Here is a 19,247-nt window from a genome sequence, read left to right as displayed (position 1 = left end):
ACATTCATGAAAAAAACACTACTTACCCTGCTCTTATTTGCCCTCTTCATCCCAATTCAAACGGTCTTTGCCGAGACTGACATCATTCCGGTTTTATCCCGCGGCCACATTGAAAACTTAGGTGATTATCCTGCCGATCACACCTGGATCGAAAGCCCGGAGATAATTGGCACTGTTGGCCAGAGTAAACGAATTGAAGGCTTCGAATTAAAACCCGATGCGGACGTGGCCTCGGAGATTGAACTACGTTACAACGTCCATGTTCAAAACCTCGGCTGGCTCTATGATGAAAATGATCCCAGCACTTGGGCCAAAAACGGCGACTATGCTGGCACCCGTGGCAAGGGACTGCGCATTGAAGCGATCAAAATTGTTCTGCTTGACACCACCGGCAAACAGGTATCCGGTTATCACGTCCGTTACCACGGTCATGTCCAGAATATTGGCGACTTGCCATCCGCTTCGGAAGAATGGTTCCTCGATGGTGAACAGCTTGGTACCGTTGGCAGCTCGCTTCGTCTTGAAGCATTAAAACTGGAAATTGTCAAGGATGCCACGACTGGCACCGATTTAAGTGCCTACACTGCCCTGATAAAACAAATTGAAAGTTTAAACGAATCCGACTTTAGCAAAACTTCCTGGAATAATCTGCAATCTGTTGTTTCTCAAAACAAGATTGATGAGCAAAGCAGTTCCGCTGAAATCACCACCGCCATTGCAATTATCCAAAAGGCGATGAACCAGCTTGAAGATCTGACCCAATCAACCATTTACAGTAAAGCCGGTAGCTATGGACCAAGTAGCGGAAGCGAATCGATCAATCAGGATGTAATTATCACTACCGGTGATGTGACGCTTCAGAACTTAACAATTGATGGCAATCTGATCATTGATGAGGCCGTAGGCAACGGTAACGTGACCTTGAACAATGTCACTGTTTCCGGTGAACTACGGGTTCAGGCGGCGGCAAAAACAGTATTCACATTAACGGTGGCGACTATTCAAAAATTCTGATTGAACAGGCTCCTGACGGCGGTGTCCGGATTGTTGCCACCGGCCTTGATGGAGTGCCAGTTGTCCTAAGCGAAAACGCTGCTGGCGAAACCCTGATTCTTGAAGGCGAGTTCGATTCAGTCACAGTCAATGCTCCCAATGCGGTGATTAAAACCCAGGGGCAGACCAGCATTAAAACCCTGGATGTCGGCGAAGACGGTCAAAATACCGCCATTGAACTTGGTAGTACCACCGCCGTAACAAACCTGGCCTTGTCGGCACCCACTAATATCACTGGTAGCGGTAGGATCAGCAAAGCCGAGATTTCCTCAGACAATGTCAGCTTTGAAAAGGCTCCCGATAATTATACGGTTGACCCCGAGGTAGTAGTGCCGCCCGTGATCCCAGAACCCACACCCCAACCCGGCGGTGGCGGTTATACCCCACCGAGCAAAATCAGTCTGAGTGTGACCACTGCCCCAACTGTTAGCCTATCTAAAACCTATGATGGCAATACCGCCACCGATGTAACCAATCAGCTACTCGATGCAGCAGCCATCACTGGAATTGTTGCTGGCGATGATGTCCAGGTCTCGGCTACCGCTGTTTATAGCGACAAAAATGCCGAAGCAGATAAAACCATCACGATCACCTACCGTTTATCGGGAACCAATGCCGGCAAATACAATCCCCCGGCGTCCACGACGGTCAAGGGCGAGATTGGAAAGAAAGTCCTGAGTAGTCCGGTAGCACCCATCGCAAAGGAATTTGACGGGACGGCAACCCTTAACACCGAAATTACTGAAGCCCTTGGCCAGCTTGCCTCTGATAATCTTACAATCACCCGGACTGCCACCTATCAGAACACCACTGGTCAAACCGATGCGGTTGACGTGGGAACCAATAAACCGGTAATCTGCAACTATACTCTTACGGGAACCGATGCCAGTAATTATAGCGCCCCGGCCGAACACCCGGGTACCGGAACCATTACTAAAAAAATCCTGACGGTCTCTTGCACCAGCCTGAATATCAATAAAAGCAAAATCTATGATGGCACCACTGACGTGTTTAATGGCAATGGCAAAATTGAAGCTGGCAATAACGTGATCAGCGTAGCAACCGGTGTCGCAGCCGACCCCAACATTATCGTCTCGGCCACCGCTGCCTACGATAATCAAAACGTCGGCAGCAACCGAACCATTACGGTTAGCTATTCAATTGACAGCAGCTCGGCCAATCGTCGCTATCAGATCACCGCAACCGAAACCATCAACGACGCCAGTATCACCGCACGGCCATTGTCAATAGTCGCTCCCACCCCGATGGCCAAAGCCTACGACAGCACCGCTGATGCCTTTGCCGGGCCAAATAACAGCAATCCAATTTATAATATGCCCATCTTGGCTGGCAATATTGCCGCTGCTGACACCGGCAAGGTGACAGTCACCGCAACCGCCACCTATGATACCGGCAAGGATGTTGGCCCCGCTAAGCCAATAACCATCCGCTACACCCTTTCTGGGGATGCTGCCGGGAATTATCAGCCACTGCCCGATGATCACAGCAAAACCGCTGCCATTACCCCACTGACGCTAAATACCGGAACCGTGTCAGAAAAAACAAAAGAATATGACGGTACCAGCACCGCTAAACTGAATGTAAATGTCAGCTGCAGCGATAACAACGGTCTATTTGCCTCTGAAGCAGGCAAAACACTTTTATCCAAAGTAGACTCAAAATACTATACCGACAGCGCTTGTCAAACTGAAACCAGTAAGCCCTCAGATGCAGCTAATCTTTACATCAAGTACACCATTACTCTGGAAGGCACTTCAGCCAGCAATTATGTTTTTGCTGATAACCAATCCAGCTTAACCGGCACGACAAATGGCGGCAGCATTACCAAGAAGAAACTATCGGTTACCGCTGAAGCGATGGGGCTACAAACCGAGAAAGACTATGATGGCAACGTCAGTGCCAGCTCTACTCTCACCACCATCACGGGCGGTACTGGCATGACCGGGATTATCGGCAACGAGCAGGTCACCGCGACGGCTTCAAGCCATTATGATAGCGCCGATGCCGGTAACCGTACTATCACTACCAGCTTTTCGCTTTCCGGCCCTGATGCCGGCAATTACCTGATCGATCCCCTGATCAGTAGCGGTAAGATCAATCCGATTCAGCTAAATTATACCGGGGCCTTGCCTGATAATATTTCGAGTTACGCATCTAAAACTTACGACAGCACTCAAACAGTAAAACTCAATGGCGTTTATATTCAAGATCAGGATGTCACATCTGACGTTAACGGCATCCTTTCAGGTGAAACAGCCAAAGTCACCGCGACTGCCACCTTTAATGATAAAAATGCCGGTGCCAATAAGCCGGTCACGATAACCTATACGGTTAATTCCACCAATTATCTGGCCCCGCCCCCGAATACTGGTACAATCACGGCCAGTATCGACAAAAGGATGTTATCTTACGACGACAGCCTCCAGCTGGAAACCCTTAAAAAATGGGATGGCAAGACTTCGGCCATAGTCATCGATGCGAAAATCAGCCCCGCCACCGACTCATATTCCGGGATTGTTGCAGGTGATACCGTGTCGCTAGCTGCCTGTAGCGGGGAATACTATTCTGGAAATGCACCAACTTCAGCCGTCACACCGGATGATAGTTGGTACGAGATCCGCTTAACCCCCACCCTGAGCGGGACTGATGCCGGTAATTATCAGATGGAAACAAAAACTGCAACTGGCAAGATTCTACCGAAAAGCGGCTTGGTTACCGCTAGTTTCAGTGATAGTAGCTGGTCTTCATGGGGTAAAACTTGGGGCGATTACCAAACCCTGACCATGCCAGACGGGATGAAACTCTTTATGTGTACATACAGCACTGACGGTATTGGAACCTTCTACGGACTTGGCTCCGATGGAAAAATTTATACCGCTACGACTGCTGTAGATGCAACTGCCATTAAAGACTTTAGCCTACTTAACACAACTAATTATGATGGTGCAAATATTTTATCAGGCTACCAGGTCTTTGGCCTTGATGCGGATGGCACGCCATTGGCGGTCGGTTCTGATGGAATGATTTATTTTTGGTCTAATCAAGAATGGGCACCTGAGAGCCAATCGAAGGTAACCCTTCAAGGCAGTGGAGCACCGATCAACCCTACCTATTATAAAGATAATGACAGTAAAGAATACCTGATCTATCAGGACAGTTCCGGCAACCTCTACAAAAGTCTTTTTGGCGGTTCGGGAGCTACTAGTATTTGTACCGCTCCGAAGCCGTTATCCACTTTTACCAGTGAGTTGATCGATTACAATGGCTCTACTATCGTCCTGTTCGCCTACTAAATCCAGCAATCAGATTCAAGAGATTCAATTGTAAGCGTCAATTGTATCCCACATACCCAAACAGAATAGAATCTGCTAAAATCACCTCAGTATAAAGCTGAAGGTGATTTTTATGTTAAACAGTGAAAAAGAGATAAATCATAAAAAATGGGTTGGGAGTATAGAAGCCTAGGAGCGCAGCGGATTAGAGCAGAAAAAAATTGTGTGAAGTAAATCAGGTTAATTATCATAACTTCCAGTACTGGAGACAGCGTCCGAAAAAGAAAAGCGCCCTTTAGGAAGGTGTCTTGCCATCTGGGCCAATGTTTTGGATTAACTATTGCCGACACTGTTTAGAAGAGACAACAATTTTTACACAGGCACCTTGTGGGGTGTTTTCTAAGAACAACTGTCCTGAATGTTTTTGTGCCACTTTTTCGGCAATAGAAAGGCCAATTCCATAATTTCGACTACCTGTCCGGCTTGTATCCTGTTGCCAGAACATTTCCTTTGCATGGTGTATCGCTGTTTTTGAAAAGCCAGGCCCTTGATCCTGAACGCTAAATAATGTTTCCTGTTCATTTTGGCATGCAGAAATAGTAATATATCCTCCGGTTTTAGTAAAGCGTATCGCATTTTCGACAATGTTGATCAGCGCGCGGGCCAGCATGGAAGGGTAAACCATTATTGGGCGTAAATTCTCGCTATACACATACTCGAGCGATATTGACTTATCTTTAGCCAGTGGAGATAGAATCGCGTTAAGTTCGCCCAACATTGGGACAATATCAATCGTCTCCATTACTTCATTATCCATATCAATAATGGATACCTGCTGCAAAGCACCCACATACTGCTGTACCCGCATTCCTGCGCTAAATATAGAATTAACCAGCGCTGCCTGTTTCTCTTCCAAAGTATCTTCCAAAAGTAGTTCGGCGTTACCATTGATTACTGTCAGCGGTGTCTTTATGTCATGGGCAAGGGCGACAATTTCTTGTTTGCGTTGCTGTTCCGATTCCCATTGTCTGATAAGCGTATCTTTCAGAATGCTCCGCATGTCGTCCATTGATTGCAGCGCGTGGTTAAATTCATTTATGCCCACAGATGTGGTGATTGGTGTATCCAGGTCTTGCTGTGCGATTTGTTTGCTGGCATTTTCTACCAAGGCCAACTTATTACCCAGCTTTCGACCCATGCTACGAACAAAAAGCAGGAAAAATAAGACCGATGCCATAACTGCCAAAAACAACATGATCAGTTCCGCATTGGGCAAAACGTTTTGCAATGTTGGATTGGTAAAGCTAGCCACATAGCGCCAAGTGAAAAGGCAACGGCTTCCATCCTCATAGAATACATACACGCCTGTTCCATAGGTTACGTTTTCAGCTGTATATCTTGAAACCTCCTGTGAAAGGGTACTTCCCTCCAGGGAAGATGCCCTTACATTTCCCTCTTTGTCAAAATAGATATAATCGTACAAAGTGGGTTCTAAATCATTTGTGAACATCCCACTCTCGCTTTGCCGGTCTATTTCCACCCTGGCTTCCCTCTCTCCTGCATTGGCTGGCGCAATAACGCCAGCTTCCATGCAAAGAAAAAGGATGATGAATGCCAATGCAAAGATAACAACGATTCCGACAAAAAACAGCAGTAGCGTGCGAGTGAAATAGCCTTTTAAACCGATTGCTTTTCTCTTTTCCAACGGTATCCAATCCCCCATACGGTTTCTATCGGCTCAGCTCCATAGGGTTTTAGCTTTGCACGGATATTTTTAATATGCTCCACAATGACACTTTCGTCTGATTCTCCATCATATCCAAAAACCACTTCATATATTTGGCCTTTGGAAAACACCTGTCCAGCATGTTCCATTAAGGTGGCGCAGATGGCATACTCACTTTTGGTAAACGCAATGGCGATATTTTTATATAGCACCCGCTTTCCGGACACATCCAATACCAAATCCCCCAGGCGCAACGTGTGTAGATGACTGCGGGATTCCCTGCGTAAATGTGCGGCCACCCGTGCCCGTAGCTCCGCAACCGAAAACGGCTTTTGAATATAGTCATCAGCGCCAAGCCCAAGACCGTGCACCAAATCATCTTCAGCCGTTCGCGCTGTAACAAAAAGAATCGGTATATCGATTGTGTCTCGGATACGCTTACAATAGGAAAATCCATCTTCACCAGGCATCATGACATCCAGTAAAATCAAGTCGGCAAGACGAGCCATTTCCGGCGATACTTTACAGGTTGCCGTCACTGTTTGCACCAAATGACCTTCCCGCTCCAGTGCCGTTTTTATAAAAGCCAGAATTTCTGGTTCATCATCAACAGCTAAAATATGTGCCATCGTATCCCCCCTGTATTCTTAATTATACAATGATCCGGGATAAGAAGACAACCGACCATTTATTCATCGTTTTTTCTCCCTTCCCAACGGTGAAACCATACAAACAGAACTGCCAGCATCAGCAAAGTCACTATTGCAGCTACGACTATGCCTAACTGCATAGCGGGTACTGTGCGCATATCGCCCTGCGTCCAATACCTGGACAACAGACTGACAAGCCGGACGCCCCAGGCACTGGGAACATAAAACCAAATGGTTTCACCAAGCCCTGTAAGCATAAGCGTAGAAAAAAGAATTTCCGCAGCAGCCACTGCAAAGCTCACATTCCGACCAAACTGAAAGCCCAGCCAGGTGTGAAACAGGTATTCAAAAACAGCACAGCCCCAAATAAGCAAAGCCATGCAAAGCGTGAGAGAAAGAGGAACTGAAAAACCCGGTACCCTGATTACCGCCACAACACTGTAGCCCAGGGTAACTATCAGACATGCTGCAAGACCGCCAAGAATCAAAAAGATCAGTTCAGACAGCAGGTTCTTCATCCGTGATGGGGCGCTCAAAAGGAGGAACCCTCCTCCGGCTTCCACATCTTGTTCGGTGAGGATTGAGCAAATCCATGCCGCTAAGAGCGGATAGATGAGTGTTAACACCTGATAATAGTTTACTGTAAATTTTTCCGGAGGATAAATGGTCATGCTTTGGTATACCGTAAAGACTAGAATTCCCAATACAGGAATAGCAAGGTGAACGATAAAAAAAGGGGTTTTGGATAGCCTGATGGCATCAGAAGATAGTTGCATGCTAAACTTTTTCATTCTATTCACTCCTTCCATTAAACCAGATCTTTGTTAACAGAAGTGATCCTGCAAGCAGAACGGAAGTAATGAGTATGCCGGGCAACACCACACTACTATCATGGAGCGGGCTGTCAGGAGCCATCAACACACCATTGGGATTAATCCCCAGTATGGGTGCCATTAAGCGGGCAGGTATTGCAAATGGAATAAACCAAAAACGGCCGCCAGCAATATCTTGAATCGAACAAATTATATTTACGCCAAGAATCCCCAAAAAAGTCACCACCGAATTTAGCTTGGCGGATAAGAACATTCCCAAAGGTATTTGCCATACCCATGCAATTGTTAAGACAACTGCGGCAGCCAGTCCCCGCCAAATAGGATACTGAGAACCAAAGAAAAGACCGGAAATGGTGGTCAGACCAAAAACGATGAGATTACCAATGAAAATATAAAAACAACCCGTCCAAACCTTTGCAAGCCACACACGGCCCTTCGGTGCAGGCAAGGTAGCCACATTGAAAAACTGCATTCTTTTGTCTGGCTCGATCAGATTAATGCAAATCAATGCCACCGTGACCGGAAGGAATATCATATACCACCAGTTATACGCACCTATCTGAGTCAATGCCCCGCCCATCAATACAATAGCCATGAGCGCAACTAGCGATGGGAAAAGCACTAAGCTTTTTCTGCCAAAACTGCGGCGTCCCTTTATAAGCTCGGATTTTATAATATTTACCATTCTAGTAAGCCTCCCTGTTACTGCTCATGCGAACAACATCCATAAACAGGGCTTCTAGTGAAGCGGTATCATTGGGAAGTTCTCCCTGATAGCCTAACCGCCCATTGGCAATGATGCCGATTTTATCCACTGTGTTCTCAACCTCAGATAGAATATGACTTGACAGAATAACGGTGATTCCTTGTGCAGGGAATGAGCGTATCAATTCACGTAGTGATTGAATACCCATCGGGTCAAGTCCATTGGTTGGTTCGTCCAAAATAAGCAGCTTGGGGTGGTTCAGCAAAGCTCCGGCAATACCCAAGCGCTGTTTCATACCCATCGAAAATTGCCGAGCTTTCTTTTTTCCTGTGCCTGTTAAATCTACGATATGTAGCACCTCGTCAATTCGGGTTTTCGGTAAGCCTAACGCTGTGGTTCTCACCAGCAGATTTTCGTAGGCTGTGAGGTTTCCATACAGCGGGGCACTTTCTATCAATGCGCCGATTTCAGACAAATTTTTTCGTTGCCACGGCCTCCCTTTGTATCGTATTTCTCCTTTTGACGGCTTTGCAATACCGGTTATCATTTTCAGGGCAGTGGATTTTCCCGCCCCATTAGGCCCCAGCAATCCGTATACAGTATTTTCCGGGATAGAAAGCGAAAGTCTATCCACAGCGTTTTGCCCCTGATATGTTTTTGTGAGCGCTTCAGTAGTTAGAATCATATTTGACATAGTTGTATCTCCTTTCGATAAAGCAACTATATCAGGAGACTATAAGGAATTTATAAGGATTAGAAACTCACTCAAAAATAATCACTACCTGAATGTAGAGGGCGCAGAAAGAAGAATCCTGTCAAAACTGGTCAGTCATTCCCCGTTCCTTTTAACCTTAAACCGCAGTACGGTCTTACGTTTATCCACGCTTGTCCGGCGGGGATCTGACAAATAGATTTCCCGGTGGGTTTTATCAATCCGCAAATAGCCATGGTCTTTGCAAAAAGTTTCCATCCGTTCAAAGCTGGCCGGCTCAGCATCATAGCTGCCCAGATGCAGCATCTGACAACAAAGTCCTTCATTTAGCTCTTCAACCTGAAGACCCTCAAGCCAGGGATTGGGCTTTTTCTTTTTCACCTCATCAAGAAATCGCTTGGCCAAATCAGCCGTTAAGAAATCCGGCTGACGAATCATAATGGTATAAGCATAATTGCTCTTGTCGGTGCTGTCTTTAGTCTTATCCACCAGATCCCAGACTCCTTCAAGGGGGAAAACCGCATAATCATAATACCCCTCGGGAACCGTCTTGCCCTTATGTGACATTTTAACGGCATAACTAAAACTGTAAAGGGCGGCCACCGCCTCAGTAAATTCGTCTCCGTTTGGATCCCCCTCGCCCTTAATTAGGGCAAAGGGAATTGCTGGCACGTCAATGATTAACGGCTGCCTCTTGGGAAGGTACAAGTCCTTAAACTGCTTTTTATATTCCACCTTTTCCACGAATAAACCTCCTTTTAATTAAGCGAGATATAGATGTGTATCTCGGCGTTTTCCATGTCTTCGCCTGGCTGATATTCCTCAAAATCACAGCCAAATTTCCGGTCAAGGGACATCTCCCAGAGCTTCATCCAAAACTCTCCCACTGCCTTTTGAACATCTCCATGGACAATAAATTTTGCATAGTTTCCAGGCATAATGGTTTCAATCGTGACCTGTTCGGGCTGTAGAACCCCGTTTTCTACCTCGCAGCCGACCATAACATCGTAAGCACCCAACTCAGCCTTTTCGTAATTGGTATAAAGCCCGATACACTTTTCATTCGTTTTACCTTTTAACAATGCATCAATTCCACCACCATAAAACTGTTGCCAGGTTGCGCCAATCTTTTCACCCATCTGGGGATCGGTATTACTGGTTCTAATTCTTAGTCCCGCCACTTTTTTTTCGTCCAATTGCACTAATTCATATTCCATAATGTATACCTCTTTCCTTCATAAGATAGCTTCAGTATACACCCTTTAATATGACATCTGATGTCATATTAAACATATTTTTTTAAACTATTGACCAGTTTTTTTCTGATCTGCTCCCGCAACCACAAGGGCTCCATCACCTCAACCGCATCCCCATAGGACAATAAATACCCTTCAATCCAGCCATCCTCCGGCAGTCTGACTGAAACGATAAAGCTATCATCTGCCTGCTTTTCTATGGCCTGCTGATCAAATTCATCATAGACCCGAAAAGCCATCGATGCCTCAATTTTAAGAACCAGTAAAAACTCCTGGGGTGTTCTCTTAAACAGCTCAAAGTCCACCTGGGGAGGAGTCTCCCGAACAAAGTATTCTGCCAGAACTTCCAGATTTCTGATACGGCTGACCTTAAAAAAGCGGTTTTCTGCTTTGCTCAGACAAAATCCGTACAGGTACCAAGCCTGTCCTTTAAAGAGCAGCTTGAGGGGCTCAATCGTCCGTGTGGTCGCTTCGCCATAGGAACTGTAATAGTCAAACCGAATACGCTGGTATTTTAATATGGCATTTTTCAGGTGATTAAATTTCTCCTGCTCTTCCAAACCACTGCCCCAATTCGAAAAATCCACATCAATCCAATCAGCATTGTTTTTTTCAAACAAGACTGCCAGTTTTCTGAGCACCGGCTCCACCTCCGGCACATTGAGCGCCTTCATGCCCTGAAGCGATGAAAGTACATTGATTTGGTCATTTTCCGATAATACGGATTTTTGTATGACATAATTACTTAACAGGCAAATTCCTCCGCTTTTGCCTTTTTCAGTATAAATGGGAATCCCGGCCGCACTCAGAACCTCCACGTCCCGATAAATAGTGCGCATGGATACTTCAAAGTAATCGGCGAATTCCCGGGCTGTGACCTTTTTCTTTTCGATGAGCATATAGACCATTTCAAACAAGCGATTGACCTGCACGAGCACTTCCTCCAAATTGACTGTTAATATTTTTGTTCGGCGTTTTTCTTTCAATTTTATCTTATTATATTGGTTCCGATTCTCTTCGGGTTAGTTTATCCATTCATTGAACCCTCTATTTCGCATATTAAAACACCATCAATACTTCAATTATACTTATAGTATACTAAAAATACTGATGTTGTCATTTTTTTTACCCTACAAAAAAAACGCTACCCACACGGGACAGCGTTTAAGCTATATCCAAAGTCGAAATGAAGTGCTGAAAATTAGCACTTCTGATTGTGTGGCCATGAGCGGACTGGCTTGCCTGTCGGATTCATTCGCACAAAGGATCAGACCCCTGGGTCACAATAGAAATTCAATTGGCCGGTACTGAGCTTGTCTTCCAACTCAACGCTGTCACAAGAACTGCGTTACGTTTTAATTCACAATAATCTGTTTTAAATATTTTATAACCAGATCGGCAAAACGATTGATGTCCTTGATGTAGGCAAAGTCCTTGCCATAGATCAGCTTTTCGGCCATCAGATCCTGCTCCTTGCCGGTGAAAACGCCCAGCACCATAATCCCCTGCTGCCGGGCAAAACGAACTTCCCGGGCGGTGTCGGCAATGGCCACCCGGCCCCGGTAGGCCTCGGCTAAATCATTGACCTGGCCCTTACCAACCTTGATATCGTTGGGCCGTCCATCACTGAGCACAATCAGGATCTTGTTATCCTCCCGGCGTTTAATCAAATCTTCACAGGTCGCCTTAATGGCCAAACCATCGCGATTGTTTCCGGAGCAATAATATTCAAAAATATTATCATTGGCTGAAAGCGGTGATTCGTAATCCCGGAAGCGTTTGATCACCGTATAATCCAAGAAACTTGAAAAACCCAGCACCCGGTTGGGTAGCCCCAACTGGGTTAAGGCCATCGCCAAAATATAGGCCTGAATGGCTACCTTGGACTGATTACGCCGCTGGGAACCGCTGGAATCGATGAGAATATCCACCACAAAGCTGCCCTTGTTATTATCGATATTCTTGACAAAGACCTTATTGTTGCTGCTGCGGCCAATCCGCCACAGTTTGCTGGGGATCAGCTGGCCAGAATCCGACGGGATGGCGTCGACAATTTCCTCCTGCACCAGGGTCCGGGACATGCTCTCCCGCAGCTTATTGATATTGCGCTTGAACACCTTGTAGTTGGCCCGAAACACATCAGTATTTTTAACCTGATGGCGCTGTACATATTTTTGCTGAAATTCATTATCACTATCGCTACGAATTACGCCATCAGTCATGTGAATCCGACAACTGCCGTGAGCCCCTTTACAAACCCGGTTCTGCAGCTTTTTAACCTCGCTGATTTCTAAAAAAGAGTTGCCGTAATAATAGGCCACCTTTTCATAGATTTTTTCAATGTCCTCTTCCTGAACCCGCAAAATCCGGTTGTCGGCGTCATTGGATAGGCTGGCCATATCGCCCTGGGATTCGCCCAGCAGGGCTTCGGCAATTTCTTCAATCGAGGCTTCAATATCCAGGTCTTCGGGATCTTCAAACATTTCTTCCAGCATAAAGTCCGAAAAATCACCACGGATATGATTTTTATTGTGACCGGATTCGTAAGCTTCACCGCCCTCACCCTCGACAAACAGCGGGAAATATTTCATATAAAGATCTTCAATGCCTTTAAGCAATTCGATGGTATCTTCCCGCTTCTGTAATGCCATTAGGTCATTGGCAATACTCCGCGTCTCGGTATCGACCATCGGGGTTTTGCCGATTTTTTCAAGAATCATGGCGTGGCGAACCTTTTCGAGCAGATCATCGGTGTGGAGCTTGTAATAATTGGAAAGAATATCGTCATAGGCGTTTTTACGGATATCATAAACCCCGGGGCGTTCGGCAATAATCTTTTCTTCCACCACCACATCACTGCCCATGGCAATCAGGCTTAAGAGAATATCCTTATTAAAACCGGCCCGATGGCGACTGATGACGTATTTTTTAACGGCTGGCCAGTTAATGTATTTGCGTCGTCCCCCGGCGGTGACAGCATGGTAAAGGGCGACATTTTTGGAAATAAAACTTTTCTCACCACTGTCCATGTTTTCGTCATAATCGCCGGAAATAGTCCACATCAGGTTGGCCACCCGATTGTCAAACTCATAGTCTTCGTAAATCCATTTGGCATCCTTCACAGCGCTTTCCTCCCTTCCCTGGATTGTGGCGTTTTAGTGGGTAAAGACATCAGATGCTTCCCAACTCTCCCGGATCCGGGTTTTTATCACATCCAGGACAATTTCCTTTTCAAACTGGTCAAAGGTTTTGCCGATAACACCCATATCCACGGCCAGCATTGGTTTGAGCCCCCGACGGATGGTTTTTAAGCTACCGATAATCCCCCGGAGATCCACCGATTTGGTTGAAATTTCGGAGTTTTTCGATTTTGCCTGAAGATCCAGAAAGATCCCAGCAAACTGCGGCAGGATTTCCGGATTGGCATCGGGGAAATATTCTTTTAGAATAATCATCAGGGTGTCTTCTTCAATCTGCGGAATATCAATGGTCATAAATCGGGAGACCAGGGCTTCGTTAAGCTCTTTGGTGCCAGCATATTCATAGTTCATCGTGCCGATAAAGCGGGTGGCATCGTGGAGCTTGATTTTTTCGTAACCCGGCACATCAATGACCTTGCGGTAATCAAGCGCCGAGTGAAGCACCACCAGAGCATCATTTTTGGCCATATTGATTTCGTCAAACACCCCAAAGCCGCCATTAATGGCGCACTCATAGACCGATCCCCGACGCAATCGAACCTCGTTATCAATAAAGGTATCGGTACCAATCAGGCTGGAGCTATCGGTGTTGACATGGAATGAGGTGTTCCACTGGGGCCGGTTAAAGAGCTCGCAAATATTGTCAGCCAGAACATTTTTCCCGGTGGCCTTGGGGCCGGAGAGCAGGATGTTCTCTCCCTCTAAAATGGCGGTAATGCACATCGACCAGATGTCCTTGCCATAAAAAACGGTTTCAGTACTGGGAACCCGGTCCTGAAGGCGATCTTCCAGTTTATAAAAATGTTTGAAGTACTTTATATCATCGAGCAGTTTCTCGCTGATTCCCTGTTTTAATAGTTCCTGTGTTAATCTCATTTCTTTTTTCCTTTCGCTAATGCTCTGCACTCATTCTGCAACGATTTATTTAGAATGATTTGAATATAACACAAAACCCAGCGGAATGGTTAGAAAAAATGCAAAACAACAAAAATTTATATCTTTTTTAGCCTTTAAGCTTAAACCACTCCATCATGGTCATTCATTTATAACCAATTATTGCGCCTCCCATAAAAAGAGCGATCCCCAAATTGAGGATTGCTCTTTGTTAGCTTGCTTTCAATTTTTTTCGATCGCTTCCAGCACTTGCGTCATTCCCTGTTCGGCATTCGCAACAACCTCGGCAATTTCTTCCCGGGTAATATCATCCAGATGGAATCCGGCCACCACGGTGCAGACGCAATGCAAGTTTTGGGAAACTTTTTTAGCCAGCGGTATCGCCAGGGCATCATCCTTATGGGACTGAGGGGTGTAACTGCAAAGTCGACCATCATCGCCAATGGCAGTACAGCCGATATGGGCATCCCCGCCGGTGAGCAAAATCAGCCAATCATTTCCTACCCGGGTCAACTCATAATGCAGCGCCGTTTTTCCGCTACCCTGGGTCAGTTTGATGCGCTCACTCATGATCAGCCTCATGACCCCAGCGGGTAAACAGGTTGTGGGGAATCTTCAGCATATCAAAGACCTTGCCGACACTCTGATTAATCACATCATCAATCGATTGGGGCTTGTGATAAAAGCCCGGCATTGGTGGCAGAATAATTCCGCCAGCTTCGGTAACTGCTGTCATATTACGCAGATGAATCAGCGTCAAAGGCGTTTCCCGCACCATCAGAATCAGTGGTTTGCGTTCTTTTAATGCCACATCGCCAATCCGGACGATCAGGTTGTCGCTGAAACCGTTGGCGATCCCGGCCAGGGTCTTCATGCTGCAGGGCGCAATCACAGTAGCGTCGATACCATAGGAACCGCTGGACACAGCGGTAGCCGCCATATCCCGGCTGTCGTAGACGCAGTCGGCCAGGGACAGCACATAGTCTTCAGTATAACTGGTTTCCAGACCAATGGTTTTACTGCCCCATTCGCTTAAGACCAGTGAGACATGGTGTTCAGTATCCCTTAAGGCTTCCAGCAGCCGGATGCCGTAAACAACCCCGGATGCGCCGGTAATTCCCACTGCAATTTTCATGAATTGTTTCTCCGTTTATCTGTTTTTTCAAAATCGATGCCGGTGTCACCAATGATGACCCCGTAAACTGCTTCAGCGGTTTCTCTGGAAATGATCTCGTCTTGGACATCATCATAAACTTTTTGCGGCGATCGCTTGAGCGGATCGCCCCAGCCGCCCCCACTGCTGGTGTTTAAATAAATCCGATCACCCTTCACTGCATGGCGGGGCGCTTCTTTGCTTTCCATGATAATCTGTTCGCCGTCATGAACAAAGACGCTGCGGTTTAGGCTGCCCGGATGACCACCCCGGAGGCCGTAGGGGGCAAATTTAATGCCGTCGCCAAAATTAACTACATCACCTGTTTCAGCGGTGATCTCAAAGGCGTATTTCATGCCGCTGCCACCCCGGTATTCACCAGCCCCGGCGGTATCATGGTCCATCTCATGATGCAGGGTCAGATGGGGGTACTGGACCTCGTTGGATTCGATATTAGGGGCCTTGACCCCACCGAAGTTCGATAAGGTGGCCATATAGGGTTTGCCGTCGTGGCCGGCCATGGCCCCGCCACTGCCTAACGAGCAGAAGGAAAAGCCAACATAATAACGATCATTCCGGGGATCAACGCCATAAAAAGACGGTCCCAGATAGCGATGATAGCCGGCGGATACCCGACCCGACTGGGCCTGATCTAGGGCTTTAAAAATCGTTCCAATGATTTCGCTGGCCGGAGTCAGGGTGCACAGGGTCATCGGCGCCGGAAGCCGGGGATTGACCAGCGAACCCGCGGGCAGATTGACTTCGATGCAGCGAAAAGCACCGCTGTTTCTGGGAATGTCTTTGCCCAAAAACCATAAGGCCGCGATCCCAGAAGCGCAAGTGGCCGTTACCACTGAAGTATTGATAAAGCCTTTGACCTGGGCGTCAGTGCCGGTAAAATCCACCACCATCCGATCCCCCTTGATGGTCACCGTCACGGCGATTTTGACCGGTTCAGTTTGAAAACCGTCATCATCAATATAGTCTACCGCGCTGTAGGTGCCGTCAGGAATCGCGGCAATCCGCTGACGGGTCAGGGTTTCGGTCTGAAGCAATGATTCCTGAACCGCTTTTTTAACGGTAGCGATTGAATAGGTACTTAACATCTCTTTGATCCGTTTAGCCGCCAGCCGGTTGGAACCGATCTGGGCCAGAAAATCGCTGGTTAGCATCTCGGGATTTCGGGTATTCAGGCAGATCAATTCCAGTACATCGGTAAGCATTGCCTTGTTTTTCATCAGCCGGGTCGGCGGAATCCGCAACCCTTCCTGAAAAATCTCCGTCGCCTTGGGGTTGTAGCTGCCAGCGGTGGAACCACCGATGTCGCCGTGGTGAGCCCGGCTGACGCAGAAAAACAACAGCTCATCCTCGTAAAATACAGGCGTAATAATGCCGATGTCCGGTAGATGGTTGCCGCCGTCGTAAGGATCGTTGATGATAAACACGTCACCGTCGGCGATGGCTCCACCGAATTTCCGCAGTACCGCTTTGACACTGAAAGACCCGGCGGTAGCCAGAATTGGAATACCGCTGAGTTGGGAAACCAGGTCGCCAGCCGCATCGCAGATACAACAGGCAAAATCGCAGGCTTCAGCAAAAATCGGGGAATGAGCCGAGCGCTCCAGGGCGATGCCCATTTCGCTGGTGATGCTGTCGAGCCGGTTCATAATGACGGTGCGGTTAATGATATCGTCAGTTCGCTGATTCATGGGTGGCCTCCTTTCTGAGCGCGAAGATGCCTTCATCTTCCTGAATACAGAAAAAGCCTAGGGGCACAATCAAGGTCGTATAGACAAAATCAATCAACGCCGGACCGTTAATGCCTTTTGTTAAATCGCCCTCGCGGTAAACCGGGACACTGATCTCACCGTGACTGTTAAAGACTTCCCCGGCAACGGTTTTGGTAGTCACTCCAGTTATGGCTATTGTAGTGGGGAATAGGATATTCGCTTGATCGCATTCGGAACAGGCCAGATGCAGATCGATGATTTCCCAATCCTTGACTTCAGCATATTCATAAATGGCTTCATGGGTTTGATAGAACGCCTGCTCGACATCTTTGATGCTTTCGGGACTGAATTCACCCAAGGTCCAGGGCACCGAGATCTCGTGGTGCTGACTGACATAGCGCATTTCCAGCATCAGATCAAAGCGCTGGCGGTTTTTCGCTACCCCCAGTCGTTTAAGCTGCGCCGTTCCTTCCGCTTTCATCGCCGCAACCATGGTGTTCAGGCGCTTGGCATCCCAATTTCTTTTTTCCATCAGAATACTCTGGTTGATGTCATAACGGCAGGCCGCCTCCCAGCATTCCCCAGGAACAGAAGACCGGTCCCTGTACCGGTATCAGGGCTTCCGGCATTTGCAGGGATTCCATAATCCGGGCGGCAAACAGACCAAAGGCGCCACCGGCACTGATCAGGCTGTAAATTCGGGGGTCATTCCCTTTCTGGGTCGTCACCAGCCGCAGAGCATCGGCCATCATTTCGGCAGTGATGCTGTAGATAATCCGGGCGGCATCCTGCACCGAAAGATTTAAAGGATCGGCGACCTTTTCCTTAATCGCTTTAACCGCCTGTTCCATGGATAGTGGCAGCTTGCCGCCGAGGAAATTATCGCCGTTGATGAGTCCCAGCACCAGTAGGGCATCAGTAACGGTGGGGTTCTCACCGCCCTGGTTATAACAGGCCGGGCCAGGAATCGAACCGGCGGAATCCGGACCAATTTGCACCCGTCCCCCGGCTTCGACATAGGCAATACTGCCACCGCCAGCGCCGATCGAGCGGATATCGATCATTGGTATGCTTAAGGGATAGCCATCCAGCTCGGTTTGGGGCACTAGTTGATTGACCCCGCCGCTGACGACATGAAGGTCAAAGCTGGTTCCACCCATGTCCGCCAACACCGTATGGGTTCGGCCCAGGGTTTTACCCAGGGCTTCGTTGCCCACAGCACCGCCAGCCGGACCGGATAACAGGGTTTGTACCCCAAAGCTTTCCAGGGCCCCCGAATCGCTGAGACCGCCACTGTTTTTCATAATATGAACCGGCTTATCCCAGCCAAAAGCAGCCAGTTCTTTTTTGACATTCTTCAGATAATCGGCCAGCACCGGGGTGCAATAGGCATTGATCACCGTGGTGGTGGTGCGCTCGTACTCCCGGATTCGGGGTGAGACTTCTGATGATAACGACACAAAAACATCGGGCAGTTCCTCCCGGATAATTTCAACCGTCCGTTTTTCGTGCGCTGGATTAAGAAATGAAAACAGATAACACACCGCAATGGCTTTTACGTCAGCTTCCCGACATTTCTGACAGGCTGCCCGAACGGCAGCTTCGTTAAGCGGTTTAATGATCTCACCCTGATAGTCCATCCGCTGTTCAATCCCCAAGCGCAGCCGCCTCGGCACCAGCACCATCGGGTTTTCAATGGCCAGATCCCACTGATTAGCCAACTGGGACCGGCGAATTTCCAGGGCATCCCGAAATCCCTCGGTGGTGAACAGGGCAGTTTTAACCCCTTTTTTCTCCAGCAGGGCATTGAGAGCCAGCGTCGTCCCCAACGAAATTTTTTCGGTCTGGGCCAGTAGTTTTTCCAGATCGGTTCCCCAAGCCACCGCCAATTCTTTAAGCCCGGCCAGAATCCCCTGAGCCGGGTGATCATGATTAGTGGGGTTTTTCAAGGCAATCCGCTGTTCAGCCTGGTCCCCGAAACAGCCCACCGAGGTGTAATCGGTAAAGGTGCCACCAGTGTCAATCGCAATTTTTATCATCT

Annotated in this window: 17 protein-coding genes; 2 read left to right on the top strand and 15 right to left on the bottom strand. The window is 47.6% G+C overall.

The features are described 5' to 3' along the window. The first annotated feature begins 6 nt into the window (after positions 1 to 6). Positions 7 to 1,014 carry a hypothetical protein gene (locus CHL1_RS01815; protein WP_250934466.1) on the top strand — a complete coding sequence of 336 codons (1,008 nt, stop codon included), beginning with the start codon at positions 7 to 9 and terminating at the stop codon, positions 1,012 to 1,014. A 53-nt stretch (positions 1,015 to 1,067) separates the two neighbouring features. Continuing rightward, positions 1,068 to 4,367, top strand: a complete 3,300-nt coding sequence (locus tag CHL1_RS01810) for a YDG domain-containing protein (RefSeq protein ID WP_250934465.1) — start codon at positions 1,068 to 1,070, stop codon at positions 4,365 to 4,367. A gap of 316 nt (positions 4,368 to 4,683) precedes the next feature. Here the strand turns inward: CHL1_RS01810 and CHL1_RS01805 are convergent, their stop codons facing one another. The 15 genes from CHL1_RS01805 to CHL1_RS01735 all read right to left on the bottom strand — a co-directional run bounded on the left by CHL1_RS01805 (position 4,684) and on the right by CHL1_RS01735 (position 19,245). Beyond that, a complete protein-coding gene (locus CHL1_RS01805) occupies positions 4,684 to 6,051 on the bottom strand; it encodes a sensor histidine kinase (RefSeq protein WP_250934464.1) in 1,368 nt (455 codons plus the stop codon). Beyond that, positions 6,024 to 6,701, bottom strand: coding sequence for a response regulator transcription factor (locus tag CHL1_RS01800; RefSeq protein WP_070369635.1), 678 nt, complete (start codon positions 6,699 to 6,701; stop codon positions 6,024 to 6,026). The genes CHL1_RS01805 and CHL1_RS01800 overlap by 28 nt, the downstream gene beginning before the upstream one ends. Before the next feature lie 59 nt (positions 6,702 to 6,760). Further along, positions 6,761 to 7,513 (bottom strand): lantibiotic immunity ABC transporter MutG family permease subunit, encoded by a 753-nt coding sequence (locus CHL1_RS01795; protein ID WP_250934463.1) that lies wholly within the window; start codon positions 7,511 to 7,513, stop codon positions 6,761 to 6,763. A gap of 1 nt (position 7,514) precedes the next feature. Beyond that, positions 7,515 to 8,240: a lantibiotic immunity ABC transporter MutE/EpiE family permease subunit gene (locus tag CHL1_RS01790; RefSeq protein ID WP_250934462.1), complete on the bottom strand. Its 726-nt coding sequence runs from the start codon at positions 8,238 to 8,240 to the stop codon at positions 7,515 to 7,517. Position 8,241: 1 nt separating this feature from the next. Continuing rightward, positions 8,242 to 8,955: a lantibiotic protection ABC transporter ATP-binding protein gene (locus CHL1_RS01785; protein WP_070369638.1), complete on the bottom strand. Its 714-nt coding sequence runs from the start codon at positions 8,953 to 8,955 to the stop codon at positions 8,242 to 8,244. Between the two features lie 135 nt (positions 8,956 to 9,090). Further along, a complete protein-coding gene (locus tag CHL1_RS01780) occupies positions 9,091 to 9,717 on the bottom strand; it encodes a GyrI-like domain-containing protein (protein WP_070369639.1) in 627 nt (208 codons plus the stop codon). Between the two features lie 14 nt (positions 9,718 to 9,731). Further along, on the bottom strand, positions 9,732 to 10,190 hold the full coding sequence (locus CHL1_RS01775) for a GyrI-like domain-containing protein (RefSeq protein ID WP_070369640.1): 459 nt from the start codon (positions 10,188 to 10,190) through the stop codon (positions 9,732 to 9,734). A gap of 68 nt (positions 10,191 to 10,258) precedes the next feature. Further along, entirely contained in the window at positions 10,259 to 11,161 is a 903-nt protein-coding gene (locus CHL1_RS01770; protein ID WP_228879009.1) for a helix-turn-helix transcriptional regulator, read from the bottom strand. A 423-nt stretch (positions 11,162 to 11,584) separates the two neighbouring features. Further along, positions 11,585 to 13,351 (bottom strand): cobaltochelatase CobT-related protein, encoded by a 1,767-nt coding sequence (locus CHL1_RS01765; RefSeq protein ID WP_228879010.1) that lies wholly within the window; start codon positions 13,349 to 13,351, stop codon positions 11,585 to 11,587. Between the two features lie 33 nt (positions 13,352 to 13,384). Then, positions 13,385 to 14,305: an AAA family ATPase gene (locus tag CHL1_RS01760; RefSeq protein WP_070369642.1), complete on the bottom strand. Its 921-nt coding sequence runs from the start codon at positions 14,303 to 14,305 to the stop codon at positions 13,385 to 13,387. 240 nt (positions 14,306 to 14,545) lie between these two features. Continuing rightward, positions 14,546 to 14,893, bottom strand: a complete 348-nt coding sequence (lpdD, locus tag CHL1_RS01755; protein ID WP_250934461.1) for a prenylated flavin chaperone LpdD — start codon at positions 14,891 to 14,893, stop codon at positions 14,546 to 14,548. Next, positions 14,886 to 15,458, bottom strand: a complete 573-nt coding sequence (locus CHL1_RS01750) for a UbiX family flavin prenyltransferase (protein ID WP_250934460.1) — start codon at positions 15,456 to 15,458, stop codon at positions 14,886 to 14,888. Before CHL1_RS01750 ends, lpdD begins: the two co-directional genes overlap by 8 nt. Beyond that, entirely contained in the window at positions 15,455 to 17,185 is a 1,731-nt protein-coding gene (locus CHL1_RS01745; RefSeq protein WP_250934459.1) for a hydantoinase B/oxoprolinase family protein, read from the bottom strand. The genes CHL1_RS01750 and CHL1_RS01745 overlap by 4 nt, the downstream gene beginning before the upstream one ends. After that, the gene (locus tag CHL1_RS01740) at positions 17,169 to 17,738 is read right to left on the bottom strand and encodes a hydantoinase/oxoprolinase family protein (protein ID WP_250934458.1); all 570 of its coding nucleotides are present in this window, start codon (positions 17,736 to 17,738) and stop codon (positions 17,169 to 17,171) included. Before CHL1_RS01740 ends, CHL1_RS01745 begins: the two co-directional genes overlap by 17 nt. A 19-nt stretch (positions 17,739 to 17,757) precedes the next feature. After that, a complete protein-coding gene (locus CHL1_RS01735; protein WP_250934457.1) occupies positions 17,758 to 19,245 on the bottom strand; it encodes a hydantoinase/oxoprolinase family protein in 1,488 nt (495 codons plus the stop codon). Between the last annotated feature and the right edge of the window lie 2 nt (positions 19,246 to 19,247).

Origin of the sequence: Acetobacterium wieringae, assembly GCF_023700225.1 — a bacterium.
GTDB lineage: Bacteria > Bacillota > Clostridia > Eubacteriales > Eubacteriaceae > Acetobacterium > Acetobacterium wieringae.
Note: the sequence above shows the minus strand (reverse complement) of the source record. Positions and strands in the feature narration are given on the sequence as shown.

What these genes read in the sequence shown, in the direction of transcription:
- CHL1_RS01815 (WP_250934466.1), top strand. Translation starts at nt 7, where the DNA reads ATGAAAAAAACACTACTTACCCTGCTCTTATTTGCCCTCTTCATCCCA.
- CHL1_RS01800 (WP_070369635.1), bottom strand. Translation starts at nt 6,701, where the DNA reads ATGGCACATATTTTAGCTGTTGATGATGAACCAGAAATTCTGGCTTTT.
- CHL1_RS01790 (WP_250934462.1), bottom strand. Translation starts at nt 8,240, where the DNA reads ATGGTAAATATTATAAAATCCGAGCTTATAAAGGGACGCCGCAGTTTT.
- CHL1_RS01735 (WP_250934457.1), bottom strand. Translation starts at nt 19,245, where the DNA reads ATGATAAAAATTGCGATTGACACTGGTGGCACCTTTACCGATTACACC.
- CHL1_RS01795 (WP_250934463.1), bottom strand. Translation starts at nt 7,513, where the DNA reads ATGAAAAAGTTTAGCATGCAACTATCTTCTGATGCCATCAGGCTATCC.
- CHL1_RS01785 (WP_070369638.1), bottom strand. Translation starts at nt 8,955, where the DNA reads ATGTCAAATATGATTCTAACTACTGAAGCGCTCACAAAAACATATCAG.
- CHL1_RS01775 (WP_070369640.1), bottom strand. Translation starts at nt 10,190, where the DNA reads ATGGAATATGAATTAGTGCAATTGGACGAAAAAAAAGTGGCGGGACTA.
- CHL1_RS01760 (WP_070369642.1), bottom strand. Translation starts at nt 14,305, where the DNA reads ATGAGATTAACACAGGAACTATTAAAACAGGGAATCAGCGAGAAACTG.
- lpdD (WP_250934461.1), bottom strand. Translation starts at nt 14,893, where the DNA reads ATGAGTGAGCGCATCAAACTGACCCAGGGTAGCGGAAAAACGGCGCTG.
- CHL1_RS01740 (WP_250934458.1), bottom strand. Translation starts at nt 17,738, where the DNA reads ATGGAAAAAAGAAATTGGGATGCCAAGCGCCTGAACACCATGGTTGCG.
- CHL1_RS01750 (WP_250934460.1), bottom strand. Translation starts at nt 15,458, where the DNA reads ATGAAAATTGCAGTGGGAATTACCGGCGCATCCGGGGTTGTTTACGGC.
- CHL1_RS01745 (WP_250934459.1), bottom strand. Translation starts at nt 17,185, where the DNA reads ATGAATCAGCGAACTGACGATATCATTAACCGCACCGTCATTATGAAC.